Below are 24,538 nucleotides of genomic sequence, written 5' to 3' on the forward strand. Positions count from 1 at the left end.
ATGTTTACTCCATGCTCTCTTTTAAATTATTAACCGATGCGAATGAGGCTGTCGGACAGGAATGTATATTCCGGTACCGTCAGGTTCTTCGGCGCAGGACCCTTGCGGATACGACCGGATTGATCGTAGTGCGATCCATGGCACGGGCAGAACCATCCGCCGAAATCACCATGCGGGTCTGTTTTCTTCTGCCCCAGCGGGACGCAACCCAGGTGCGTGCAGATCCCGACAATCACCAGCCACTCCGGCTTCGTCGCGCGATCTTCGTCCGTTTGCGGATCACGCAAAGACGATACATCCACTGCGCGCGCGGCTTCAATTTCCTCCGCCGTGCGGTGGCGAATGAATACCGGCGTGCCGCGCCATGTCACGGTGATGGATTGGCCCACTTCGACCGGGGACAAATCCACTTCGGTGCTGGCCATCGCCAACGTGTCCGCTGCGGGGTTCATCGAGTCGATAAACGGCCAGGCAAAAACCCCTGCCCCCACTGCGCCGAATGCTCCGGCGGTCAGGAACAGAAAGTCGCGGCGTGTGCCGCCTTTTGAATCTTTATCTGAAGGATGCGTCGCGCTGTGTGTACTCATGGCCTACGGGTCCGAAAATTGATGGGTCTAGACGTCTTTTTTTGAATAGTTTCAATCGTGAAACCACCCAGCGATTTACCTTTTATAGCGCCCGGATGCAAGCCCCCTTCCAACCCCTCTGGACGGTTATGCAACATACTCTTATATAGGGGGCATGATCCGGATCGCCCTGTACCAACCCGATATTCCGCAAAATACCGGCGCCATGATGCGCCTGGCCGCCTGTATGGGGGTGGGGCTGGATGTCATCGAACCCACCGCTTTCCCTTGGGATGAGCGGAAAATCCGCCGCGGCGCACTGGATTATATCGACCATATCGACCTGACCCGGCATGGGGACTGGACCGCTTTTACAAAGCATTATGAAAACAAAAACCGTCGAATTGCCCTGATGACCACCAAGGGCGCCATCCCCTACACCGCACACAAATTTCACCCCGACGACATTTTATTGGCCGGGTCGGAAAGCTCCGGCGTGCCCGATCACGTCCATTCCTACGCCGATTCCCGAATCATCATCCCCATGCGCCCGGGATTACGGTCGCTGAACGTGGTGAATGCCACAGCGATGATTTTGGGCGAAGCGTTGCGGCAAACAAACAATTTCTTCATTGAATAAAGCCGCACCGTACAGAGTGAATGACAATAAGTTGCAATACCATAATGCATCTTGAAATCACACTGCTGCGGGCGTAGGTTTTGCGCATGATGAAAACAGCTTCCGCACCCACAGAAAACAATTCCCAGATCGAGCAACGCAAGGCCACCGCCGCCGCGTGGTTTGAAAGTTTGCGCGATCAAATTTGCGCCGCGTTTGAATCGATCGAAGATGATTGCGCCTTCCCCGATGCCAACCGCGCGCCGGGACGGTTTGAACGTAAACCATGGGACCGCATGAACGAAGACGGCACACCCGGCGGACGCGGTGAAATGTCGATCATGCGGGGGCGCGTGTTTGAAAAAGTCGGCGTGAATATTTCCACCGTGCATGGTCATTTTTCCGAACAATTCCGCGCGCAGATTCCAGGGGCCGCTGGTAATGACGGTGCATTCTGGGCCAGTGGCATTTCACTGGTCGCCCACATGCAAAACCCGCACGTGCCCGCCGTGCATATGAACACCCGCATGATCGTTACATCGAAAAGCTGGTTCGGTGGCGGCGCGGATTTGACGCCGATGTTTTTTGAAAACCATGCCGCCGACGGTGCGGATTTCCATGCGGCGTTTAAAACATGCTGTGACAAACACGATCCCGCGTACTATCCGAAATTCAAGGAATGGTGCGACGAATATTTCTTCCTGCCCCATCGCAATGAACCGCGCGGGTTGGGCGGCATCTTCTATGACTATCTGAACAGCGGCACAGTCGATGGCAATATCATCCGCGATTCATGGGATGATGATTTCGCGTTCACTCGCGATGTGGGCCAGACTTTCCTGTCCATCTATCCGCAAATCGTCCGCCGCCACATGAACACGCCATGGACCGCCGCCGACCGCGAACACCAACGCATGCGTCGAGGCCGTTACGTGGAGTTCAATTTACTGTATGATCGCGGGACGCAATTCGGACTGAAAACCAATGGCAATACCGAAGCCATTTTGATGTCCCTGCCCCCGGACGTAACTTGGCCATAATTAGGGGCCATAATCTGGGACAGTCATAACACCGAAGAGGACCAACCCATGCGCACCGCCGTCATCACATTGCTCTCCGCCAGCGTCTTTGCCGTTTCCGTCGGCTTTGCCGGCCATGCCGTACAACAGGGCCTGAAGCAATTTCGCCAAGCGGACCGTTATGTAACGGTGAAGGGCCTGTCCGAACGTGACGTGATCGCAGATGTTGCCATCTGGCCCCTGCCCATTCTGGCCACGGGCGATGATCTGGCCACGGTTCAGGCCAATATTGACGATGCCACCACCAAGGCCCGCGCCTTCCTGATTGCGCAAGGGTTTGAGGATACGGAAATCAAAATCCAGAAAACCGAAGTGACCGATTTGCTGGCGCAGGCCTACCGCTCCGGCGACACAGGCCAGGCCCGTTACATCATCCGCCAGTCCCTGGCCGTTGAGACGTCGAAGATTGCCGCCGTACTGGCCGCACAGGGCAAAATTGGTGAGTTGTTTAAACAAGGCGTCGTGGTCGACGCCGCCCCGGCGAAATATGTCTATAAGGGCCTGAACAGCATCAAGCCGGAGATGATCGCCGAAGCCACCGAAAACGCCCGCCAAGGGGCCGAACAATTCGCCAATGATTCAAAGGCGACGCTGGGCGGCATTAAAACCGCGTCCCAAGGCCAGTTCCAAATCATGCCCGCCGATTCCGAATTTCAATATGACGAGGGCCAAAGCCCGAACAAAAAGATCCGCGTCGTCACCACGGTGCAGTACGATTTGTTCCAGAAGTAAGGGAAGGCCCTCTCCCTAACCCTCTCCCAGAGGGAGAGGGAATAGCGTGAGCGTAAAAAAGCCCCTCGCCCTTTGGGAGAGGGGTTTGGGGAGAGGGCCTTTTTCCGAGATTCAGAGATTCTGTAACTCTTCCTTCACCCGCGCCCGGCAGGCGGATTCCGGTGGAAGGAAATCTTCCGCGATCCACCATTCTTCAATAGTTTTCAGAATGCGGCCCACATCAGGGCCGCGCTCTACCCCCGCCTTCATCACATCATCACCCGTGATCGGTAACGCGGGCGCGCGCCAATTTTTCAGAACATCGACATCCGCCGCATTCGGTTCCGTCCCCGCCATGGCGTGATGAACCAGATGCGCCTGCACCGCCGCGCGGTTGCCGAAGCGATAGATCAGTTCGTGGACCTTCATGCTGTCCGCAACGGCAAGAATCTTTAGGACAAGAATCAAATCACCGCGCAAAGCATTTGAAAACACAATATATTTATCGAATTGATCAACCCAATCCATGCGCGCATGCGCGGCCACAACCATCCGCGCCGCCAGATCCGGGGCCACATAGATATTTTGCAATTTTGCCAACGCATTAAGAGCAGATGCTTGATAATCCGGATGCACGAAATCCCGCATCACCCCGTTTTCAAACATCAAGCCCAGAATATCCGCCGGATGATCAACCATCAGGATGCGGACCATCTCCTGCGTGATGCGTTCGCGCGACAAGGTGCCGATTTTATCCGCGCCCATCCGGCACGCGGCCAGCGCATCCGCATCGGGGGCCGTCCCCGCCCCGTAAAGCGCATAAAACCTGAAAAAACGCAGGATGCGCAAATGATCTTCCGCCACGCGCTGATCTGCCTCGCCCACAAATACGATCCGGCGCGTTTCGAGATCAGCCAGCCCTTTTCCCGTCGGATCGTAGATATGCCCGTCCGCATCGGCCAGCAATGTGTTGATGGTAAAATCACGCCGCGCGGCATCTTCGCGCCAGTCATCGGTGAAGGCCACCACCGCCCGCCGACCGTCCGTTTCAACATCCCGGCGCAACGTGGTGATTTCAAACGGCTTTCCATCCACCACAGCCGTTACGGTGCCATGATCAATGCCGGTCGGGATCACGCGGACGCCCTGCGCCTCCAGACGGCGAATGACGCTTTCCGGCTTATGCACGGTGGCCAGATCCATGTCCCCCGGCGGCAGGCCGAGCAACGTATTGCGCACACATCCGCCAACGAACAACACCTGCGGGTCCACCGCGCCCGTGTCGGTCAGCGCATGGAAAACAACCTGCACGGCCCGGTCTTTCATCCAGGCGGTCGGCGGAATGGTGCGTTCAATATTCAACATAAGATTCTCTAGATTGATCCCAAAACATGATCGACCCCGCCGCTGCGGATCATCAATTGACCATCGCGCTCAACCGCCAAATCGACAAAGGCATAATACACGGCCCGGTCCAGCCGCGCCATCAGACCGTCACGCACCATAATATAGGGCACGATGGCCCCCGCCAGCGGCTCGGGCCGCAGTTCCAACGGATGATCCGCCCCCATCACCACATGATCCCCCATATTGGTGATCAGGGTTATGACATCACCCTGTATGTCATAACCCACGATCAGGAACGGCACATCCTCGACCTCCACCGGATATTTTTCAAACGGGGTGCGCAACCAGTACCGCCCCTTGTCATCCATTTTCAACGCCCGGTCGGAAAACAGCCGGGACAGCGCCGCGCGGCGGATTTCCGCCCCGTCATGGAACCACCGCCCGTCATAGGCGATACGGAACAAAGGCCGCCCGTCATTATCGTAAAATGCTGATTTTTCTGTGCTCATTCCGGGATTTAGCGCGTGGCCGCCTTTTTTTTACCCCGCCGGGGGATTACAATGGAATCAATCCTTTGAAACAGAATTATAGCCTTAAGCCGTCCCGGATCAAAACCCGGGCCTTTTGACCCAAGCCATGGAGCCACGCCGTGAGTGAGATCGCAACCGCCCGCCCGAACATTGACAAAGATCTGGACGATGCCGCCCGCCGATTGAAAGACGCCAAGCGCGAAATCGGATCCGTGATTTACGGGCAGGAAAATGTGATCGATAAAATCCTGATCACGATTTTGTCCGGCGGTCACGTATTGCTGATCGGCGTGCCGGGTTTGGCCAAGACATTGATGGTGGACACCGTCGCCCGCGTGATGGGTTTGGAATCCGCCCGTATTCAATGTACGCCGGATTTGATGCCGTCCGACATTCTGGGGTCCGAAGTGTTGGAGGAAGGCGAAGACGGCAAACGCCATTTCCGCTTTATCGAAGGTCCGGTTTTCACTCAATTCCTGATGGCCGACGAAATCAACCGCGCATCCCCGCGCACACAATCTGCACTGTTGCAGGCGATGCAGGAAAAATCGGTCACCGTTGCGGGTAAACCGCACCAATTGCCCCACCCGTTCCACGTTCTGGCCACGCAGAACCCGATTGAACAGGAAGGCACCTATCCCCTGCCGGAAGCGCAGCTGGACCGTTTCCTGATGCAGATTGATGTGGATTACCCCGGCCTGGCCGCCGAACGGGAAATGTTGCTGGCCACCACATCGAACCGCCGGGCCGAAGCCAAAGCCGTATTCGAACCCGCCGATCTGGAAGATTTGCAAAAACTGGTGCGCGATATGCCCGTGGGCGAAAGTGTTGTTGAGGCCATTCTGACCCTCGTCCGCCGCGGCCGTCCCAATAAAGATGGCGGCGACAGCGCCCCGGATCTGGTGAATGAATATGTGGCCTGGGCCCCGGGCCCGCGTGCGGCGCAATCGCTGATGCTCGCCTGCCGCGCCCGCGCGTTGCTGGATGGGCGCAGTGCACCGTCGGTTGATGATGTCATCGATCTGGCCGGGCCGATTTTGAAACACCGTATGGCCCTGAATTACCAGGCTCGCGCCAACGGCGTCACATTGTGGAACGTCATCGATAAAATGACCGAAGGTCTGTAAGACCCATGACCAACCCAGCCAGCACCACCGCGACCGATAAAAAACGCACCGGCCCCACCGCCGTGCGCGGTCGTGATTTGCTGGCCTTGCTGCAAAAATTGCGGCAACGGGGCGAGGATGCATCCGAAGCCCTGCCCGCGTTGATCGCCGCCGCCGAACGCGCAACGGCCAGCCTGATCGGTGGCGAACACCGCCAGCGCCGCGCCGGGTCCGGTGAAAATTTCTGGCAGTTCCGCGAATACCAATCCACCGACCGGCCACAGGACATCGATTGGCGTCAAACGGCCAAGGGCGAACGTGTTTTTGTCCGGCAAAAGGAATGGCAAACAGCCCAGACCGTTTTATTCTGGGTCCAGAATGATGCCGGGATGCATTTTCGTTCATCCATCAACCTGCCCAGCAAATTTGAATCCGCTGTGACGCTCTGCCTTGGTCTTGGCATGATGCTGGTCAAATCCGGCGAACAGATTGGCCCGCTGGATGGATCGGTCCGCGTCGGACGCGGGGAACAGGGTATCCAATCGCTCGGTCTGGCCCTGCTCGCGGAAAAAAGCCGCGCGTCCGAACATGCGCTGCCCCACCCCGACACGGTAACGGCCAATGCATCCATCATTCTGTGCGGTGATTTTTTGGGCGACCCGGACGAACTGGACCGCAATTTAACCGCCATCGCCGGACAACAACGCCATGGCGTTCTGGTCCAGGTCCTGGATAACGCCGAACGCACATTGCCGTGGACAGGCCGCGTGATTTTCACAGGCATGGGCGATGACGCGCTGGAAACCATCGAAAATGTCGACAGCATCCGCGAAGAATACCGCACGCGGCTGGACAATCATCTGGACGCCGTCCGCCGCGTTGCCCGCCGCCATGGGTTTGAATGGGTGATGCACGATACATCCCTGCCCGCCTCCACCGCGCTGGCGCAAATCTGGGGCGCATTATCCCCCCATGGTGATACGGAGCGTATGGCATGACCGGATTCCTTGCATCCCTGTCCGGCCTGACCTTTATCAACCCGTGGATTTTGGCGGGGTTGGCGGCGTTGCCCGTTTTGTGGTTCCTGTTGCGCGTTATTCCGCCTTCACCAAAAATCGTCCGCCTGCCCACCGTGCGGTTTATGGCGGGGCTGAACCCCAGCGACCGCGTATCGGCCCATACGCCATGGTGGATTTTGCTGCTGCGCCTGATCATCGCCGCTTTGGTTTTGCTGGCACTGGCGCGCCCTGTTCTGAACCCGGCGGACAGCCTGAACCAATCCGGCATCATCCGCATTGTCATGGACAATGGCTGGGCCGCCGCGCAAACATGGACCGCGCAACAAACGGCGGCCGAACAAATTCTGGACCGCGCCGCGCGCGACCGCCTGCCCGTCATTGTCATGACCACCGCCCCCGATCCGGGCAAGGTACGGATTGGCATGCTGGGCCCCATGCCCGCAGGCGAAGCCCGCAATATGGTGCGTGGCCTGCACACACGCCCGTGGCCCGCCGACTACGCCGCCGTGGCCAACGCCGTGCGGGACGGAACAAAGACAAAGGACGCCATCCATACCTACTGGATCGGACATGGCTTAAACGACGGCACACCCGCCAGCGCCACCGGTCTGGCCCGTACATTACAGGGCAATGGCAGCCTGACCTACCTGGAGCCCGAGGCTGCCGCGCGTCCTGTCCTTCTCGTCTCCCACCTGAAACCGGGGCAGGATTTATCCGTCGCCATCTCCACCGCCGCCGGAACACCGACAGGATTGCCGCTGGCTGTTGATGCGCTTGGCAATGATGGCCGCGTGCTGGAACGGGTGGATACCCTGACGGGGGATAAAACGACAACAGATGTCACGATTAAAATTCCCGAATCCCTGCGTTCGCAAGTGGCCCGCATTCATTTGTCCGGCCGCCATGGCGCGGGCGGATTGATCCTGTTGGATGATCAATTTGAACGCCGCATGGTTGGCTTGGCCACGACAAAGGATGAGGGCACACGCGCCCCCCTGACCGATGCGCCTTATTACCTGACCCGCGCAATTGAACCCTATGTCGAATTGAAAACAGGATCGATTGACGATCTGATAAAATCCGGGCCGTCCGTTATCATCCTGCCCGATATCGGTGCCATTCCGCCGGACACGCTGAACGCGTTGGAAAACTGGGTGAAGGCGGGTGGCCTGCTCCTGCGTTTTGCCGGGCCGAATATGACGCAGGGTGAATCCTTCCTCACCCCCGCGCCGTTGATGCGCGGTGGACGGGCGATGGATGGCGGGCTGACATGGGACAAGCCGCAAACCCTCGCTCCATTCGGGGATGAAAGCCCATTCTATGGCCTCGACCTGCCCGCCGATATCGAAGTGCGCCGCCAGATTCTGTCCGCACCCGGAACCAGCGACGCGGTGCGTGTCTGGGCCGCGTTGACCGATGGCACGCCTTTGGTCACTGCATCATCACTGGATAATGGACTGCTGGTGATGGTGCATACGACGGCGTCGCCGGAATGGTCCAATCTGGCGCTGTCCGGTTTGTATGTGCAAATGCTGCGCCGGATCATTGCGCTGGCCGGAACGCCGATCACGAACACCCATGCCGATGGCACGTTGGAACCGTTGCAGATTCTGGACGGTGATGGCCGTCTGCAGGCCCCGGACAGCACGGCTGAACCGATTGATGCCCGTGCCTTTGATAAACAGATGCCAGATTCCCGCCATCCACCGGGATATTACGGCCATGCCGGGGCCAAACGCGCCCTGAATATTGGCGAACGCATCCGCGCAGTTGCCGCCATGCCCTCTTTACCCAACGGCGTGGTGCGCGGAACATTCACGGGCGGAACGGAAACAGATTTGATGCCAGCCCTGTTGGCCACAGCGCTGATGTTGTTCCTGGCCGACTGGATCATCATGATGATTTTGCAATCCCCCCTGATGATCGGGCTCAGCCGCATGGCACGCAGTGGCGGTACCGCCATCATCGTTTTGGGTCTATCCTTCGCCACCCTGCCCGCCCACGCGCAAACCGCCCAAACCCAAACCGCGATGGACTTCGCCAATGGCACGTGGCTGGCCCATGTGCGCAGTGGCGACCCCACCCTCGATGCCGTGGCGCGCAAGGGGCTGGAGAATATGGATTTCGTTTTGACCAACCGCACGTCAATCGAACCCGCGGGCGTGGTGATGGTTGACCCGGAAAAAGACGACCTCGCCTTCTTCCCCCTGCTCTACTGGCCGATTGCGCCGTCCGCCCCGCCTGTATCCGACAAGGCGTTGAAGGCCATTCAATATTATCTCGACCACGGCGGCATCATCCTGTTCGATACGCGGGATCAGGGGGCCACAATTGCCTTGCCTACCGGTGTGCCGGGCCGGAACCAAATTATTCTGCGCAATATGGTTGCGGGGCTGAACGTGCCGCCTTTGTCCATCGCACCGGATGACCATGTTCTGAAACGGTCCTTCTACCTGCTCGACTCCTTCCCCGGACGGTATGACAGCAAGAATTTATGGGTTGAGGAACAAACCGCCATTGGCCGCGACGGCGTATCATCCGTCATCGTCGGTGGCAATGACTGGGCCGCCATGTGGGCCGAGGGCGATCCCGAACGCCCGACCATGTCCCAGGAAATGTCGTACCGCTTCGGCGTCAATCTGATGATGTATGCGCTGACCGGCAATTATAAAGCGGACCAGGTCCACCTGCCCCATATCCTCGAACGGCTGGGGCAATGATATGAACCAAAGCGCCCTGACCCTGCATTTCGCCCCGTTATTGCCCGAACCCATTGTATGGACTTTGGCCGCGCTGGTTGCGCTGTGCATGCTGGCCTCTATCTTCGTTTTTCGCCGTGGGCTGATCTGGCGCGGGCTGTGTGCCGGAGCGTTTGTTCTGGCCCTGCTCAACCCCGCAATGTTGGAAGAACAGCGCGAAGCCGTCCCCGATACGGTCGTGATCGTGGCCGATAAATCCGCCAGCCAGAATTTTAACAACCGCGCCGACGTCACCAATGACGCGCTGGCCGGGCTGGACCAGTTTTTCAAGAATTACAGCGATATTGATGTGCGCATCGTATCCGCCGGAAATGAGCGCGACCGCGACACGCGCCTGTTCTCAACGATTGATCAGGCCTTGTCCGATATTCCGGTCCAGCGCCGTGCCGGGGTGATCATCCTGAGCGACGGGCAAATTCATGACGCCCCGCGCGATGATTCACGCATCAAGGCCTTTGGCCCGGTTCATACCTTGCTGACCGGATCGCGCGGTGAACGGGATCGGCAATTGCAGATTATCGAAGCCCCGTCCTATGGCATCGTGGGCCAGACCGTGACCGTCAAATTCCGCGTCACCGACAGCGGTGCCACCCCATCCGACAATGAATATGCCACCCTGTTGATCCGGGCCAACGATGAAAAGCCGGATATGCAGATGGTGCCGGTGAACACCGACCAGACCGTTACCTTTAATGTTGCCCATGCGGGACAGAATATTCTGGATCTGGAAGTGTCCCCCCTGCCCAGCGAAATCACGGCGGCGAACAACCGCATTCCGTTGATTGTGAATGGTGTGCGGGATCGTTTGCGCGTGTTGCTGGTGTCCGGTTACCCCTATGCCGGGGAACGGACATGGCGGGATTTCCTGACGTCCGACCCCGGCGTCGATCTGGTCCACTTCACCATTCTGCGCGAACCGCAGAAACTGGACATGACACCGCAACATGAAATGTCATTGATCGCATTCCCATTCCGGGAATTGTTTGAGCTGAAACTCTATAATTTCGACCTGATCATTTTTGACCAGTACACGATGAACAAGGTTCTGCCGAATTTCTATTTCGCCAATATTGCCCGCTATGTTCAGGAAGGCGGCGCGGTGCTGGAAGCCAGCGGGCCATCCTTCGCTGGTGAAAATTCCTTGTACCAAAGTGTACTGAACACCATCCTGCCCGGCGAACCGACGGGCCGCGTGATTGAAAAGGAATTTACCCCCGGCCTGACCGATCTGGGTTTACGCCACCCCGTCACCCAACATTTGCTGGATGGCAAGGATACCAAGGAAAGCCCATGGGGCCCTTGGATGCGGCAGACGGAATTAAAACCCAAAAGCGGCGATGTTTTGATGAACGGGGCCAACAATGCACCCCTGTTGATCCTGGACCGTGTGGGCAAGGGCCGCGTCGCCCATTTGGCCAGTGAACAAATCTGGCTCTGGTCGCGCGGCTTTATGGGCGGCGGGCCGCATGCGGACCTGCTCCGCCGTTTGGCCCACTGGCTGATGAAGGAACCGGATCTGGAGGAAAACGCGCTGGCCATTACCGCCGATGGTGGCGATGTGGTCATCCGGCGTCGCAATCTGCACAACGCCCTGAACACGGTCACCCTGCGCCACCCGGATGGCAAGGCCGAAGACGTCACATTGAAACAAGGCGAAGATGGATGGTTGTCCGCCCGCATCACCGCCAGCCAACCAGGCGTGTACAGCGCCGAGGATGAAACACAAAAACGCTTCGCCGTGATTGGTGAATTAAATCCGCCGGAAATGCGCGCCGTTGTCACCACCGACACCATTATGCGCCCCATCGCCGAAACATCGGGCGGCACCGTGCAGTGGTTGAGCGGCGATGCCGGAAACATGCCCGATATCCGTTTCGTTGGACCGGGACGCAGTTCCGGGGGCAATGGATGGATTGGCCTGCGCGACAACAACGCCTTCACCATCACGGGCGCACGCGACGTGCCGTTCCTGCCCGGATGGGCTTATGCGCTTGGCCTGCTCGCGCTGGCCATTGCGGCATGGTGGATGGAAGGACGTAAATCCAAAAAGTAACGTCCACAACCGTCATGCCCGCGCAGGCGGGCATCCGGCACAATAATGTGCGCGGCAACGCCGCGCGCAAACCGGATCCCCGCCGTTTCAGCCCCGCTTGCGCGGGGCCACGGGGATGACAAGACTTATAGCTTAATGGATATGGTTATGTTCGGCCGCGGCGGCTTGCTGCGCCAGAATAACGGCCTGGGTCCGGTTGGTTGCGCCCAGCTTGCGGCAAATGCCGCGCACGTGCAATTTCACCGTCACGACCTGAAGATCCAATGCACGGGCAATATCCTTGTTCGTGGCCCCCTGCATCAGATAACCCAGCACCTCGCGTTCACGCGGGGTCAGGTTTTTATCCTCCGGTATGGCCGGCGCATCGGGTCTGGATTGTTCAGAAGAAACACCGTGATCGTGCGATGCCATGATCATATTGGTGTTGTGATCAACGGGCACGAATATCTCACCGCCGACAATTTTGCGGATCGCCTGCATCACTGCGGTTCCCGGCAACGTTTTGGGCAGATACCCGCGCGCACCGATGGACAGCGCTTCCTCTATATCCGCCTGTTCGGCCAAGCCGGACACGATCGCGACCGGTATTCTCGGGCGTAGGGAGATGGTTTTTTCCAACCCCTTCAACCCCGACATGCCGGGCATTTTCAAATCCAGCAGGATCAGGTCGACATCATTATTCGTTTGTAAATGTTCCATGACCCCATGCAAATCATGCGCGGGCAGAACCTCAACCGTGGGGTCGGCCTGCAATATATAATGGGTCAAGGCATCGCGAAAAAGCGTATGGTCATCAGCAAAAATAATCTTCATTCAATCATTTCCCAACAAGGGCACAATATACTCTGTGCGGTCTATACCCAGGGATATGGGTCACTATGCATCCATTATCCCATACGAAAGATATAGAATGCGTTTATATTTCCTCAAGACCATCAAAAAAACTTGTCGGTTTAGCGCGTTGCACGCCCGTTTTCCGCCCCGTTCAACGGCTGTAAGTAGCTGATATGAATGGGCGCATTCGATGTTTTTTGCACTTTGGCAAATTTGTGGCGGTACACAAAAACGCCTTCCATCACGCGTTGTATATAGTTACGCGTTTCGGCCACCGGAATGATTTCGATCCAATCGAGCATATCAATCTCGCCTTTACGCGGATCACCAAACTCTGCCAACCACTGGCTCACCCGCCCCGGTCCGGCATTATAGGCGGCAATCGCCAAAGGGTAGTGCCCGTCATAGCGGCGCAACATCTGGTCGATGTAAAGCGATCCCAGTTTCACGTTATGATCCGGGCGGGCCGTCAACCAATCCGTCTGGTGCGACATGCCGGCTTTCTTCGCCGTTTCCTTGGCGGTCGCGGGCATCAACTGCATCAGACCACGCGCACCGGCGGGGCTTTGCGCTTTTGTATCAAACGCACTTTCCTGTTTGATGATCCCGTGCACCAACGCCCATTCCGTATCAACGTTTTTCATCCGCGACAACATGGTGGGGAAGGCGAAATCGGCCAGAACGTAGCCTTTCTTCTGCGCTTCCTTGGCCACGGCCAGTGCCGTGTCAGGCTGGCTGAATTCCGTTGCCAGATCGGCGGCCAGATGGAAATCATCATGCGTTTTGGCCTGCACCGCAAAAGCCCGCAGGAACGATGATGAATAATCATTCAGCCCCGCACGCTTGAACAACCGCGCCGCCTGAACCATGTCATGCTTTTCAAACGCCGTACGGGCCTGCATCGTTAAATCCGGCATGGCGGTGACCAGCGTATCATCCCGCCCCAGCTTGCCGAGTGCCATCTGGCCATAGAACGTGGTGGAATACACCGCACCCGCCTCGTACCATTTGCGGGCAATGTCCTTGTGCCCCAAGGCTTCGCTGGCCATCCCGGCCCAGAATGCGGCCCGCCCGCGTGTAATGGGCATGGACGAATTGTGATAAAGCCGTTCAAAATGCTCGAACGCTTCCCATGGACGTTTCACAAAACGCAACGCCAGCCAACCCGCAACAAATTCCGCATCGGCAAAGGACGCACCCTCTTTGGTGCCGTGTTTCGCGGCCAGCAGATAGGCACTTTCATACTGTTTCCGTTCGATCAGGCGGCGCACCATGATATGACGTTCCCGCCACCACGCATCCGGATCCGGTTGCGTGTAGGCTGGCGGCGCGTTATGGAGGATTTCAATCGCCTTAAAATCCATGTCTTTCTTCCGGCGCCAGCGCAAACGCTCCAGCATCAAACCCGGATCATTTTGCAAATTGGCGGGCACGCGGGCCACGGCCCCATCCACCCCCGGTGACATCGCCGCCAACGCGATGCGCGCCTCGGCCAATTGCGGATAACCACGGCCCAATATATTCGCAATACCACGGGCCGCCGATTGATAGTCACGCGACAACAACATGTTCAAGCGTTTGATATGGGCATCACGCGTGATGGTTTTTCCCCATGTCCGCAAAAACTTGTCCTGTGATTCCGGGCCGAACGCCGTGTCCGCCCACCACGTATTCAAAATGGCGGGAATATCCTTGTTCGCCCCGGCGGCGCGCAGGGCGGACAGATACAGCATCATGCCATCCGCCGTTTGCGGTTTGTATGTGTTGAACCATTGCACCACATCCTGAATCGGCGTGTCGGATGACACGGATTTTTCGGCGCTCAGGCGCAACGCCCCCTGACGCGGCCAACTTGGAATTTGTCCGACAAAACTTGAGATGCGGCGGAAATTATGCGGCCCCGCCTTTTGCGTATAATACATCCAGTAATAGATGCGCGCCGCCAGCGGATCACGCGTTTGCGCGATCAGGCTTTCAGCGTAGGACCAGCTCCCCTGCGCCGCGGCCTGTAGCGCCTTAACGGTCAGGGCGGCATCATTCGCCGACATCCCGACAACCGGGGCCGATTTTGCCGCAAACGCCATGGACGGCCCCCAGCCGCCCCCCTGCGCCGCACCATACGGCGATGGTTGCGGAACAAAAGCCGCCAAAATCAGTGCCAAGGCCCCTGCATACGCAGCTTTCTTGAACACGCGGCCCGTTGGCATTAGAGTGAGAACGTTTTTAGACAACAGGCCCGTCAAGGACCGGCCAAACGGCGCACGCGCCAAAAGGATATGACCATGCCCACCATTCGCTTCCGCGGCGCAATGACCGCCCTGATCACCCCCTTCGTCAACAACGCGGTTGACTGGAAGGCGTATGACGATCTGGTTGAATGGCAGGTTGAGCAAGGCATTCATGGTGTTGTCGCCTGTGGTACCACGGGTGAATCGCCGACTTTGACGAAAGATGAACATAAATCCATTGTCGAACGCACCGTTGCCGTGGTCAAGGGGCGCGTGCCGGTCATTGCCGGAACGGGCAGTTACTCCACAGATTTAAGCATTGAAACCACCCTGTTCGCCCAAAATGCCGGGGCGGATGCCGCCTTGGTTGTAACCCCCTATTATAACAAACCGACCCAGGACGGTTTGTACGCCCATTTCAAGGCCATCCATGATGCCACCAATATCCCGATTCTGATTTACAACATTCCGGGCCGCAGCGTTGTCGACATGACCAACGACACCATGGTCCGTTTGGCCGAACTGCCACGCATCGCCGGGGTCAAGGATGCGACCGGGCAACTGGACCGCCCGACCTTGATCAAGGCCCGGGTGAAGGATGATTTCTGCCTGATCTCCGGTGACGATGGCTCGGCCCCCGGTTATCTGGCCCAGGGCGGACACGGGGTTATTTCCGTCATTTCCAACCTCGCCCCGCGTGACAGCGCCGCGATGCAGGATGCATGGGTTGCAGGGGATTTGAAAACATTCGCGGAATTGCGCGATAAACTGGCACCCCTCTGCCGCGCCACCATGATTGAAACATCCCCGGCCCCGGTCAAATACGGTGCCGCCCGCATGGGGCTGTGCCGGGATGAGGTGCGCCTGCCCCTGGTGCCCGCGACCGCCAACGCCCGCGCCGTAATGGACGAGGCGATGGAAAAGGCCGGCTTGATTTCCGCCGGAAGTGGCACCATAGTGCGGGCCCATGGCTAAGAAAGACAAGAAAACAGGCTTAATTTCTGTCAACCAGACGGTTACCGATAACCGCCGGGCCCGTTTTGATTACCATTTGGAAGAAAAATTCGATGCCGGGATTGAATTGACCGGCACCGAAGTCAAATCCCTGCGCCATGGGCAATGCAGCCTGAACGAAGCCTTTGCCGCCGATCATGACGGTGAAATCTGGCTGTATAATTGCTATATCGCCGAATATCAGCAGGCGGGCACCCATTTGCAACACGCCCCGCGCCGCCCGCGCCGCCTTCTGCTGAAAAAGAAGGAAATTCACCGTTTGATGGGGGCCGTGACCCGTGACGGATACACCATCGTGCCGGTGAAGCTGTATTTCAACGGCAAAGGCCTGGCCAAGGTGGAAATCGCGCTGGCCAAGGGCAAAAAGCAATACGACAAACGCGAAACCAGCAAAGAACGCGACTGGGGCCGCCAGAAACAGCGCCTGCTCAAGTCCCGGGAATAGCCCCCACCCCCAATTTTTGTTACACTATACGTTCGAAATACAGAACGGAGGATTGGTGTGACATTTTTTCGGACCCTGACATTGGCGTTGTGCGTGGGCTGTGCGTTTGGTTTTTCAACCCCGTCATATGCAACCGACAGCGCCGCCCCGGCGGCACCGGCGGAGGCCATTCCCGCAAAACCGGAAACGCCGATTGATGTCGCCAACGAAATGGCGCGGCGCTTGCGCGCGTGCAAGGACATTCAATTATCGATGACACGCCTGCGCTGCTATGACGACACGCTGGCCGATTATAATTTGCAAACCCTGACACTGGCCGATCTGGGGCAGGACATTGGCAAATGGGATATCATCAACGAAAAATCCAGCATTTCGGGCCGCCACAACATCATGCTGAGCCTGAAAGCCAACGCCCCGATCATGACACCAAGAGAGGGTAATGTATGGCCGACATTGGTGATGCGCTGCCGGGACGGACAGACGGAATCCTATTTGGTGTTTCACGTCAATCTGGCCGATAAAAGCAAAAACACCCGCCCCCGTACCGCCATCACCACACGCTTTGACGGCGGCAAAGCAACGACAGTAATTTGGGATTTGTCCCAGGATAATTTGGGTGCCTTCGCCCCTGATGCCAACGCATTGATTGAAGCCGCTTTGCAGAGCGAACGTTTATACACGCAAGTCACCCCGCCGACGAAAAGCATGATCGAATCCACGTTCGATCTGCGTGGCTTGGACAAGGCGATCGTGCCGTTAAAAAACGCCTGCGCAAAATAACAATCTACGCCACCATATCATGAGAAAGAAAAAGCCCGCCGGGGGAGATCGGCGGGCTTCTTTTCCTTGGTGCTGAAACCAAACTTTTAATTAAAGGCGCTTAGCTTGCCTTACGGCCACGCTTCGGTGCGGCATCATCGTCCGTCGTGTCAACGGTATCATTCACCGCTTCCATTGTGGCGTCAGACGCTTCTTCTGCACTTTCCGGACCGACCAGCATGGCATCGGCAACAACACCCGCCTTGGTACGGATTTCGTTTTCCAGCTTTGCGGCCACTTCCGGGTTATCACGCATAAATTGTTTCGCGTTTTCACGGCCCTGCCCGATGCGTTGACCGTCATAGGAGAACCAGGCACCGGATTTTTCAACCAGGTTGCCCTGAACGCCCAAATCGATCAACTCACCCATCTTGGAAATCCCTTCACCAAACATGATGTCGAATTCCACCTGACGGAACGGCGGGGCCATTTTGTTTTTCACGACCTTCACGCGCGTCTGGTTTCCGACCGGGTTTTCCTTGTCCTTGATCGTACCGATGCGGCGAATATCCAGACGGACGGACGCGTAGAATTTCAGCGCGTTCCCACCGGTTGTGGTTTCCGGGGAACCGAACATCACACCGATTTTCATACGGATCTGGTTGATGAAAATAACGATGGTGCGGGACCGGGAAATGGAGCCGGTAATTTTACGCAAAGCCTGCGACATCAAACGCGCCTGCAAACCAACGTGGGAGTCGCCCATCTCGCCTTCCAATTCCGCGCGCGGAACCAGAGCAGCCACCGAGTCAATCACCAGAACATCCAGCGCACCGGAGCGCACCAGCGTATCGGCAATTTCCAGCGCCTGTTCACCCGTATCCGGCTGGGAGATCAGCAGGTCATCAATATTCACGCCCAATTTCTTGGCATAGGACGGGTCCAGTGCGTGTTCGGCGTCAACGATGGCGCATGTACCGCCGGCCTTCTGCGCTTCGGCAATCACCTGCAAAGCCAGCGTGGTTTTACCTGACGATTCCGGACCGAACACTTCGATAATCCGGCCACGCGGCAAACCGCCAATGCCCAGCGCGATATCCAGCCCCAGCGAGCCCGTCGACACGGCCTCAACCTGCATCGGGTTGGTATCCCCCGTCAGTTTCATAATCGAACCCTTGCCAAAAGCGCGTTCGATCTGCGCCAGAGCGGCGTCCAGAGCTTTTGATTTTTCGGCGTTGCTGCGTTGTTCCATTGCGGTATCTGCCTTGTTCATAGAAGTGACGGTCATTTGATATCCCCTGATTTTGCATGGCCGGGCTGGCTTTGCAACGCAAGTCCCGGTCGTTTTTGATTCTGTCCTCTGATTGCAACTGTACCGCATTTGTTCTCTTTGTAAAGCGTAAAAGAGAACAAAATAAAAACATTTGAGGATAAGAAGGATTTATATTCTAATTCAATGAATTAGGCCGCACGAAGCGCCGCGAACGCGATCCGGGTTGATTGCCACATATCCGCCGCCCCCCGGCACGTCACCCGCCATCCCAGCGCAATGCCCCGGACAGAATCGGCCTGGGGCCGATCCACCGAAGGACGAATAAAGCCCATGTAATTTTCCATGAGCACAGGCGGACGCACCGCGGCGGCAAAACTGCTGCGCAGGGCCTTCGCCCCCGGCAAAATCGGAATAGCCGCATAAAGCCCTGTCAGCGCCAACAGCACCGTGCTGCCGCCCGGAACAGGCAGTGGCGTCGTTAAACAAACCATATAGGCCATGAAGAATGGATAGAGCCACGGGCGTTTTTGCGTGCCCTCACGGACCATGCCCGACAGAGTTTCGGCCAGCGCTGCGCTCCGCAGGCTGTTGCGTCCCCAGAATGACAGCCGGTTAAACCGAGCCGTCAAACTCTCGTCATACGCAGTTCCCATAGATGATCCCAAACCTTACCCTGCGCCGATTTTTCGGCTTTGTTGCCTTTAGTCTACACAAAAAAACAAGGCGTTAGAAGGCGGGAGCGCACGGGACAAAAAACTTGCGCAATTTTCCATATGTTTATACGATCCCCCCATAAAACAAGCCAAAAGGCAGGAGGCGGACATGAACGGAACGCGATCAAAAATTCAAGGCCATGCCACAGGAATCGTCGCCGCCCTGACATTGGGCTGCGCCCTCGCGTTTAACACCGCCAGCGCGGCACCGACCACCACCTCTGCGGAACAATCTCTGCACCTGCACAATCTTCACACCAAGGAAACGATCAACGTCGTTTACAAGCGGGATGGGAAATATGTCCCCGCCGGATTGCAGCAGATCAATCACCTTCTGCGCGATCACCGCCGGAACGAGGAAACACAGATCAACCCCAAAACGCTCGACCGCCTTTACGACATTGGTCAGGCGGTCAAACGCTATAGCCCGGGCATCCGCATCAAGTTTGAAATTATTTCCGGCTACCGCGCCTTGCAAACCAACAATGCCCTGCGCGCAGCCGGTGGCGCGCAAGGGAAAGATTCCCAACACACGCACGGTAACGCCATTGATTTCCGCATCCCGGGCGTCAGCACCGAAACATCACGCGATGTGGCATGGTGCACGGGGTCCGGCGGCGTTGGATATTATAAACAGGACGGGTTCGTGCATATCGACACCGCCCGCAAACGATTCTGGCCCGCCAACTGGAACCCGGCCCACATCAATTGCGCAAAATTTAAATAACCCAACAACAGGAAAGATAGAACCCCATGGAAAAGCTCCCCTATTTCACAAAAACCTTTCTCGAAAAGCGTGAAGCACACATGTACAGCGCGGAGAACACAAGCAAATCCAGACAAGCCTTCAACAAGGCCGTCCTTTTATCAGCAGGCGTTGCCTCTGCAATTGAACTTGGGGTGCTGGGTCTCGGCTTGGGTGAAGAGTCCCAATACATGAAAAAAGTATCACAGGCCGTCGACAAAAAATTGTCGACCCAGAAAGACCCGTCGCGGTCCTATTCAATATCGGCCTGACTTTTTAGCCGAAATTGAAGAAGCGTTTACTCTTCCAACGCTTCCTTCACTTTCGCCGCCAGCTGTTTCAACGTAAACGGCTTGGGCAGGAACCAGATATTTTCACCCATGTGTTCTTTCAGCTTCTCTTCCGTATAACCGGAAACGAAGATGATTTTCAAACTTGGGTTTTCCTGGCGCAGGCGGCGGGCCAGGGTCGGCCCGTCCATATTCGGCATGATCACATCGGTCACGACCAGATCCACCGGCATGGTGCCACCGTGTTTTTCCTTGAGCGATTCAATAACGGCCAGAGCCGCTTCGCCGCTTTCGGCGTCCAGAACCTCGTACCCCTTGTTCGTCAGGGCGCGGGTGGAGAAAGTCCGCACGGCGTCCTCGTCTTCGACCAGCAGGATGCGCGCGGTCCCGGTCAGGTCGCGCGTTGTATCTTCCTCAACATCCTTGTGATCGTCATGTTCAATTTCGGTATCGGACAGGCGCGGCAGATAGATGGTGAAGGTCGTGCCCTCACCCACCACACTGTCGATGCCCAGATATCCGCCCGTCTGCCGCACGATCCCGTACACGGTGGCCAGGCCGAGGCCCGTGCCCTGCCCCACTTCTTTCGTGGTGAAGAACGGCTCCAGAATGCGGGCCATGTTTTCCGGCGGAATACCGCACCCGGTATCCGTCACCGCAATCGCAACCCAATCACCCGCGGGCATTTCATCGGTGCCGCAGGTCATGGGCGCATCGTTACGGAACGCGCGTGTTTCAACGGTCAATTGCCCGCCGCCATCCATGGCATCGCGCGCATTCACGGCCAGGTTGATCAACACCTGTTCCATCTGGCCCACGTCGACGCGCACCAGACCAAGGTCGGAACCATGCACGACATCCAAATCGATATTCGCACCAATCAAACGGCGCAGCAGATGCGAAATTTCCGTGAGGATATCGGTGATATCCTGCACCTTCGGCCGCAAGGTCTGTTGCCGTGAGAACGCCAGCAACTGGCGCACGAGGTTCGCGGCGCGGTTGGCGTTTTGTTTGATCTGCATAATGTCCGAGAAGGACGGATCACCCGGCTTGTGCCGCAACAGCAACAGATCACAGAACCCGATCATCGCGGTCAGCAAATTGTTAAAGTCGTGCGCGACGCCACCGGCCAGTTGCCCGATGGCCTGCATCTTCTGTGATTGCACGAATTGCGCTTCCAGCGCTTTCTGGCGGCTCAAATCAATAAAATGCAGAACCACGCCGTCACTGCCGCGAAAACGGCGGGCGAACATTTGCGTCGTCACGTTACCTTCAAGACCAAGGAGCGTCACCTCCATCGGCGCAGGCATGGCGGCCACACCCTTTTGCGGGGCATGAACGATTTTATCCAGTGCGTCCATCACGGCGGCGCGGTCATCTTCGTGGATCAACCCTTCGAAATGGCGACCTTCAAACGTTTCCACCTGACCATTCAGCATCGAGGCCAGCGCATGGTTCACGTCGCCCAGAACGCCATCGGCATTCAGCATGGCGATACCCAGCGGTGCCTCTTCGAAGAACCGTTGGAAGCGGTCTTCGGAGGCTTTCAACGCCTGCTTCATCGCGCGTTCCGCGGTCAAATCGTGGACAACGCCGCGCGTCCGCACCGCACCGTCGGCTTCGTTCACCACGGCTTGGGAAATGGATGCCGTGAAGGTTTTGCCCGCCGGGCCCTTCATCAGCAATTCAACAACCTGTTTCGCCCCGCCCCCTTCGACAACGTCATAGGGATGCGCATCCACCGGCGGCTGATCCAGATAAGTGTGCAAATGCCCGTGCGCCAGCAGGTTTTCGATATCTTCACCCAGCCAACGGGCCAGCGTGGCATTCACGAACACGAATTTCCCGGTTTCATCGACGGAGAAGAACCCCACCGGGGCATTGTCGGTAAAGTCGATCAGCTTTTCGCGTTCTTCGCGCACGGCGCGGTCATTGGCGCGCTGTTCGCTGATATCATCAATACGCCAGTGAATATATCCCGCCCACCCGGCGATCGGCTGGGCCGTGACGATAAACCAATAATCGGAATCGCCGCGCACGCTGTGCAATTCGATGGAATCCGTCAAGCCACGATGCGCCTGATCCGCCAACAGGCGGAAATGCATGGCGGCTTCGTCGTCATCGGTAAAAAATTGCGCCAGCGTTTGTAAATTGGGCGCACCAATACCGTCACATAATTCGGAAAAACGCTGGTTGAAATAAATGCTGTTATCCGCGCCATCGGTGATCAGGCGCGCCCCACGGCTACCCTCCAGCACCTCACGCAACAACGCGCGTTCTTTTTCCTGTTTGGCGTGCAGCTTAAACCCGCGCTGCATCAAAAACGCCACCCCGGTGGCCAGCAGGAACGCCGCCCCGGCCACCGCAACGCTCTCACGCGGCACATCCATAAACATGGCCACGCCCGTACACACGGCGGCATAGGCCACAATCGCACTGGATGCCATCAGCAAACGGCGGCGACTGCTCGGCGCGGGGGTATCCCCCCCGCTTTGGGCGGAACGATGATGACGGGCAATAAATTCAGAATGATCGGTGCGCATAGTCCAAAGAATATGCCATATCGAACAAGGCATTAACAGGGGGAAATGGGCTTATTTCAACTTGCCTTTTTGGCGGAAGACGAAGGAGATAATCTCGGCCACGGCCTTGTAATGTTCCGCTGGAATGACCTCATCCACCTCGACCGTGTCATACAGGCTGCGCGCCAGAGGCGGGTTTTCGTGGATGGTGATTTTATGTTCCTTGGCCAGTTCACGGATGCGCAGGGCGACCTGATCCATCCCCTTGGCCACGCAGAGCGGTGCCTCCATCTTGTCCGGGTCATATTGCAGGGCCACGGCGAAGTGGGTCGGGTTGGTGATGACCACATCGGCCTTGGGCACGTTGGCCATCATGCGCTGGCGCGCTTTCTCCGCGCGCAACTGGCGCAATTTCGCCTTGACCATCGGGTCACCTTCGGTCTGGCGATATTCGTCTTTCAATTCCTGTTTCGACATGCGCAGCTTTTTCATGTGGTCCTGGCGCTGGTACACCACGTCAATCACGGTCAGAACGACCAGCGCCATCAACACGCCCATCATCAACCGGATAATCAGATCTTCTGTTTCATGCATAATGTCGTACATTTCCAGCCCGACGATATGCTCAACACTGCCATAAAACGGCATCAGCAAGACCGTTCCCACCGCGCCGACGATACCGAATTTCAAAAGGCCTTTTAAAAATTCCATCAATGACCGTTTGGAAAACAGACGCTGGAATCCCTTTTTGATCGATATTTTACTGATGTCCGGCTTGATGACTTCCGGGGCCAGCAAGGGGCCGACCTGAACAAATCCGCCGATAAAGGCCACAAACATAAACGCCACCAGCGGAATGCCAATCGCCCCCATTACCATCCAGAACGAATCGCCCAGCAGCGATGAAATCATCCCCGGCCCGGGCGATGCCTGCCCGGCCATTTCAATATAGGATCGCAAATTGATGGTCAGCTTTTCCATCAGCGGCCCGGCAAAGGCCATGATCATGATGGTTCCGGCCAATAACATGACGAAGTTATTGACCTCGCGGCTCATCGGAACCTGGCCGCGTCGCCTGGCATCCTCCAGTTTTTTCTGGGAAGGGTCTTCTGTTTTAGAGGAATCGTCTTCTTCATCCGACATCGGGTTTTATCCTCCCGATGACATGAGAAAGAACACCATGCCCTCCTCAAACTGGTGCAACCAGAACAACATCCCCGCCGACAGGATCAGCGCCAGCGTCATCAACGAAATCAGAATTTGCACCGGAATGGCGATCATAAAAACCTGAATCTGCGGCATCAGGCGCGAGAGAACACCCATGCCGATATAAATCATCAAACCCACAACGATAAACGGGGCCGATACCTGCACCCCGATGCGGAAGCTGGCCGAAATGGCCTGGCCAATCATATTCGCCATACCGCCAACATCGGGCAATGATCCCACCGGAAACATGTTGTATGAATCCGCAACCCCCATGATTAACAGGTGGTGCAAATTGGTGCTGAACACCAACACCATGCCCATGACGGACAAAAACGCGCCCAGAATTGAACCCTGCGTCGAAAAGGCCGGGTTGAACAATTGCGCGTTGCCCAGACCGGATTGCATCGACATGATCATGCCCGCCGTATCCAGCGCCGCCATCAAAATGCGCGCCACCGTGCCGATAAACATGCCGATGATAAATTCCATGACGATCAGGCTCAGCAACATGGTCGTACCCGGTATCGGGTCCGGCATGTGCGGTGCCACGACCGGCGCCATCACCAGCGCCAAGGCGAGCGCCAGATGCAGGCGCACGTTCTGCGGTGTAAAGGAATCGCCCAGCCCCGGCATAATCATCAACGCCGTCCCCACCCGGACAAAGGTCAGGATGAAGGCAAACACGCCAGTGGTGATGAAATGCTGAAGCGTTTCCAT

General features: G+C 57.1%; 22 protein-coding genes. 12 read left to right on the plus strand and 10 right to left on the minus strand.

Going from position 1 to position 24,538, the window contains the following annotated elements:
* Nucleotides 1–29: 29 nt before the first annotated feature.
* Complete coding sequence (gene petA, locus A11S_RS07655) at nt 30–587, minus strand: ubiquinol-cytochrome c reductase iron-sulfur subunit (RefSeq protein ID WP_015467933.1); 558 nt, start codon at nt 585–587, stop codon at nt 30–32.
* A 154-nt stretch (nt 588–741) separates the two neighbouring features.
* On the opposite strand from petA, the gene A11S_RS07660 reads away from it, so the two are divergent.
* The 3 genes from A11S_RS07660 (at nt 742) to A11S_RS07670 (ending at nt 2,996) form a co-directional block, all read left to right on the plus strand.
* On the plus strand, nt 742–1,206 hold the full coding sequence (locus A11S_RS07660) for a tRNA (cytidine(34)-2'-O)-methyltransferase (RefSeq protein WP_015467934.1): 465 nt from the start codon (nt 742–744) through the stop codon (nt 1,204–1,206).
* Between the two features lie 89 nt (nt 1,207–1,295).
* Entirely contained in the window at nt 1,296–2,225 is a 930-nt protein-coding gene (gene hemF / locus A11S_RS07665; RefSeq protein ID WP_041803102.1) for an oxygen-dependent coproporphyrinogen oxidase, read from the plus strand.
* A gap of 48 nt (nt 2,226–2,273) precedes the next feature.
* On the plus strand, nt 2,274–2,996 hold the full coding sequence (locus A11S_RS07670) for an SIMPL domain-containing protein (protein WP_015467936.1): 723 nt from the start codon (nt 2,274–2,276) through the stop codon (nt 2,994–2,996).
* Between the two features lie 111 nt (nt 2,997–3,107).
* On the opposite strand, the gene A11S_RS07675 is transcribed toward A11S_RS07670, so the two are convergent.
* Both A11S_RS07675 and A11S_RS07680 read right to left on the minus strand, forming a co-directional pair.
* Nucleotides 3,108–4,340 carry a CCA tRNA nucleotidyltransferase gene (locus tag A11S_RS07675; protein ID WP_015467937.1) on the minus strand — a complete coding sequence of 411 codons (1,233 nt, stop codon included), beginning with the start codon at nt 4,338–4,340 and terminating at the stop codon, nt 3,108–3,110.
* A gap of 8 nt (nt 4,341–4,348) precedes the next feature.
* Nucleotides 4,349–4,831 (minus strand): DUF1285 domain-containing protein, encoded by a 483-nt coding sequence (locus A11S_RS07680; protein WP_015467938.1) that lies wholly within the window; start codon nt 4,829–4,831, stop codon nt 4,349–4,351.
* 140 nt (nt 4,832–4,971) lie between these two features.
* Between A11S_RS07680 and A11S_RS07685 the strand changes: the two genes are divergently transcribed.
* From A11S_RS07685 to A11S_RS07700, 4 genes are read left to right on the plus strand one after another with little or no spacing between them, the layout of a single operon-like run.
* Nucleotides 4,972–5,979, plus strand: a complete 1,008-nt coding sequence (locus A11S_RS07685; protein ID WP_015467939.1) for an AAA family ATPase — start codon at nt 4,972–4,974, stop codon at nt 5,977–5,979.
* A 5-nt stretch (nt 5,980–5,984) separates the two neighbouring features.
* A complete protein-coding gene (locus A11S_RS07690) occupies nt 5,985–6,956 on the plus strand; it encodes a DUF58 domain-containing protein (protein WP_015467940.1) in 972 nt (323 codons plus the stop codon).
* Nucleotides 6,953–9,697, plus strand: a complete 2,745-nt coding sequence (locus A11S_RS07695) for a DUF4159 domain-containing protein (RefSeq protein ID WP_015467941.1) — start codon at nt 6,953–6,955, stop codon at nt 9,695–9,697. The genes A11S_RS07690 and A11S_RS07695 overlap by 4 nt, the downstream gene beginning before the upstream one ends.
* A gap of 1 nt (nt 9,698) precedes the next feature.
* The gene (locus tag A11S_RS07700) at nt 9,699–11,789 is read left to right on the plus strand and encodes a Threonine dehydrogenase-related Zn-dependent dehydrogenase (protein ID WP_015467942.1); all 2,091 of its coding nucleotides are present in this window, start codon (nt 9,699–9,701) and stop codon (nt 11,787–11,789) included.
* Nucleotides 11,790–11,921: 132 nt separating this feature from the next.
* Here the strand turns inward: A11S_RS07700 and A11S_RS07705 are convergent, their stop codons facing one another.
* On the minus strand, nt 11,922–12,602 hold the full coding sequence (locus A11S_RS07705) for a LuxR C-terminal-related transcriptional regulator (RefSeq protein WP_015467943.1): 681 nt from the start codon (nt 12,600–12,602) through the stop codon (nt 11,922–11,924).
* Between the two features lie 140 nt (nt 12,603–12,742).
* Nucleotides 12,743–14,830, minus strand: coding sequence for a lytic transglycosylase domain-containing protein (locus A11S_RS07710; protein ID WP_015467944.1), 2,088 nt, complete (start codon nt 14,828–14,830; stop codon nt 12,743–12,745).
* 75 nt (nt 14,831–14,905) lie between these two features.
* Here A11S_RS07710 and dapA point away from each other — a divergent pair, with 75 nt between their 5' ends.
* Genes dapA through A11S_RS07725 form a run of 3 tightly spaced genes read left to right on the plus strand, consistent with a single transcriptional unit; the run spans nt 14,906 to nt 17,090 of the window.
* Nucleotides 14,906–15,826: a 4-hydroxy-tetrahydrodipicolinate synthase gene (gene dapA, locus A11S_RS07715; RefSeq protein WP_015467945.1), complete on the plus strand. Its 921-nt coding sequence runs from the start codon at nt 14,906–14,908 to the stop codon at nt 15,824–15,826.
* Nucleotides 15,819–16,310 carry an SsrA-binding protein SmpB gene (gene smpB / locus A11S_RS07720; protein ID WP_015467946.1) on the plus strand — a complete coding sequence of 164 codons (492 nt, stop codon included), beginning with the start codon at nt 15,819–15,821 and terminating at the stop codon, nt 16,308–16,310. The genes dapA and smpB overlap by 8 nt, the downstream gene beginning before the upstream one ends.
* Nucleotides 16,311–16,367: 57 nt before the next feature.
* A complete protein-coding gene (locus tag A11S_RS07725; RefSeq protein ID WP_015467947.1) occupies nt 16,368–17,090 on the plus strand; it encodes a type VI secretion system-associated protein TagO in 723 nt (240 codons plus the stop codon).
* A gap of 100 nt (nt 17,091–17,190) precedes the next feature.
* Here A11S_RS07725 and recA read toward each other — a convergent pair whose 3' ends face one another.
* Together recA and A11S_RS07735 are read right to left on the minus strand one after the other, a co-directional pair.
* On the minus strand, nt 17,191–18,342 hold the full coding sequence (recA, locus tag A11S_RS07730) for a recombinase RecA (RefSeq protein WP_041802584.1): 1,152 nt from the start codon (nt 18,340–18,342) through the stop codon (nt 17,191–17,193).
* Between the two features lie 188 nt (nt 18,343–18,530).
* The gene (locus A11S_RS07735; protein ID WP_041802586.1) at nt 18,531–18,995 is read right to left on the minus strand and encodes a hypothetical protein; all 465 of its coding nucleotides are present in this window, start codon (nt 18,993–18,995) and stop codon (nt 18,531–18,533) included.
* Between the two features lie 169 nt (nt 18,996–19,164).
* Between A11S_RS07735 and A11S_RS07740 the strand changes: the two genes are divergently transcribed.
* On the plus strand, nt 19,165–19,782 hold the full coding sequence (locus A11S_RS07740) for a YcbK family protein (RefSeq protein WP_015467951.1): 618 nt from the start codon (nt 19,165–19,167) through the stop codon (nt 19,780–19,782).
* 26 nt (nt 19,783–19,808) lie between these two features.
* Nucleotides 19,809–20,072 carry a hypothetical protein gene (locus A11S_RS07745; RefSeq protein ID WP_041802588.1) on the plus strand — a complete coding sequence of 88 codons (264 nt, stop codon included), beginning with the start codon at nt 19,809–19,811 and terminating at the stop codon, nt 20,070–20,072.
* A 26-nt stretch (nt 20,073–20,098) separates the two neighbouring features.
* Here the strand turns inward: A11S_RS07745 and A11S_RS07750 are convergent, their stop codons facing one another.
* Genes A11S_RS07750 through fliR form a run of 3 tightly spaced genes read right to left on the minus strand, consistent with a single transcriptional unit; the run spans nt 20,099 to nt 24,538 of the window.
* Nucleotides 20,099–22,633, minus strand: a complete 2,535-nt coding sequence (locus A11S_RS07750) for a hybrid sensor histidine kinase/response regulator (protein WP_015467953.1) — start codon at nt 22,631–22,633, stop codon at nt 20,099–20,101.
* 51 nt (nt 22,634–22,684) lie between these two features.
* Nucleotides 22,685–23,755, minus strand: coding sequence for a flagellar biosynthesis protein FlhB (flhB, locus tag A11S_RS07755; RefSeq protein ID WP_015467954.1), 1,071 nt, complete (start codon nt 23,753–23,755; stop codon nt 22,685–22,687).
* A 6-nt stretch (nt 23,756–23,761) separates the two neighbouring features.
* Complete coding sequence (gene fliR / locus A11S_RS07760; RefSeq protein ID WP_015467955.1) at nt 23,762–24,538, minus strand: flagellar biosynthetic protein FliR; 777 nt, start codon at nt 24,536–24,538, stop codon at nt 23,762–23,764.

This window comes from Micavibrio aeruginosavorus EPB (genome assembly GCF_000348745.1).
In the GTDB taxonomy this organism is placed as follows: domain Bacteria; phylum Pseudomonadota; class Alphaproteobacteria; order Micavibrionales; family Micavibrionaceae; genus Micavibrio; species Micavibrio aeruginosavorus_A.

What these genes read in the sequence shown, in the direction of transcription:
- A11S_RS07700 (WP_015467942.1), top strand. Translation starts at nt 9,699, where the DNA reads ATGAACCAAAGCGCCCTGACCCTGCATTTCGCCCCGTTATTGCCCGAA.
- A11S_RS07745 (WP_041802588.1), top strand. Translation starts at nt 19,809, where the DNA reads ATGGAAAAGCTCCCCTATTTCACAAAAACCTTTCTCGAAAAGCGTGAA.
- recA (WP_041802584.1), bottom strand. Translation starts at nt 18,342, where the DNA reads ATGAACAAGGCAGATACCGCAATGGAACAACGCAGCAACGCCGAAAAA.
- smpB (WP_015467946.1), top strand. Translation starts at nt 15,819, where the DNA reads ATGGCTAAGAAAGACAAGAAAACAGGCTTAATTTCTGTCAACCAGACG.
- hemF (WP_041803102.1), top strand. Translation starts at nt 1,296, where the DNA reads ATGAAAACAGCTTCCGCACCCACAGAAAACAATTCCCAGATCGAGCAA.
- A11S_RS07680 (WP_015467938.1), bottom strand. Translation starts at nt 4,831, where the DNA reads ATGAGCACAGAAAAATCAGCATTTTACGATAATGACGGGCGGCCTTTG.
- flhB (WP_015467954.1), bottom strand. Translation starts at nt 23,755, where the DNA reads ATGTCGGATGAAGAAGACGATTCCTCTAAAACAGAAGACCCTTCCCAG.
- A11S_RS07660 (WP_015467934.1), top strand. Translation starts at nt 742, where the DNA reads ATGATCCGGATCGCCCTGTACCAACCCGATATTCCGCAAAATACCGGC.
- A11S_RS07740 (WP_015467951.1), top strand. Translation starts at nt 19,165, where the DNA reads ATGAACGGAACGCGATCAAAAATTCAAGGCCATGCCACAGGAATCGTC.
- A11S_RS07675 (WP_015467937.1), bottom strand. Translation starts at nt 4,340, where the DNA reads ATGTTGAATATTGAACGCACCATTCCGCCGACCGCCTGGATGAAAGAC.
- fliR (WP_015467955.1), bottom strand. Translation starts at nt 24,538, where the DNA reads ATGGAAACGCTTCAGCATTTCATCACCACTGGCGTGTTTGCCTTCATC.
- A11S_RS07670 (WP_015467936.1), top strand. Translation starts at nt 2,274, where the DNA reads ATGCGCACCGCCGTCATCACATTGCTCTCCGCCAGCGTCTTTGCCGTT.
- A11S_RS07710 (WP_015467944.1), bottom strand. Translation starts at nt 14,830, where the DNA reads ATGCCAACGGGCCGCGTGTTCAAGAAAGCTGCGTATGCAGGGGCCTTG.
- dapA (WP_015467945.1), top strand. Translation starts at nt 14,906, where the DNA reads ATGCCCACCATTCGCTTCCGCGGCGCAATGACCGCCCTGATCACCCCC.
- A11S_RS07705 (WP_015467943.1), bottom strand. Translation starts at nt 12,602, where the DNA reads ATGAAGATTATTTTTGCTGATGACCATACGCTTTTTCGCGATGCCTTG.
- A11S_RS07735 (WP_041802586.1), bottom strand. Translation starts at nt 18,995, where the DNA reads ATGGGAACTGCGTATGACGAGAGTTTGACGGCTCGGTTTAACCGGCTG.
- petA (WP_015467933.1), bottom strand. Translation starts at nt 587, where the DNA reads ATGAGTACACACAGCGCGACGCATCCTTCAGATAAAGATTCAAAAGGC.
- A11S_RS07695 (WP_015467941.1), top strand. Translation starts at nt 6,953, where the DNA reads ATGACCGGATTCCTTGCATCCCTGTCCGGCCTGACCTTTATCAACCCG.
- A11S_RS07690 (WP_015467940.1), top strand. Translation starts at nt 5,985, where the DNA reads ATGACCAACCCAGCCAGCACCACCGCGACCGATAAAAAACGCACCGGC.
- A11S_RS07750 (WP_015467953.1), bottom strand. Translation starts at nt 22,633, where the DNA reads ATGCGCACCGATCATTCTGAATTTATTGCCCGTCATCATCGTTCCGCC.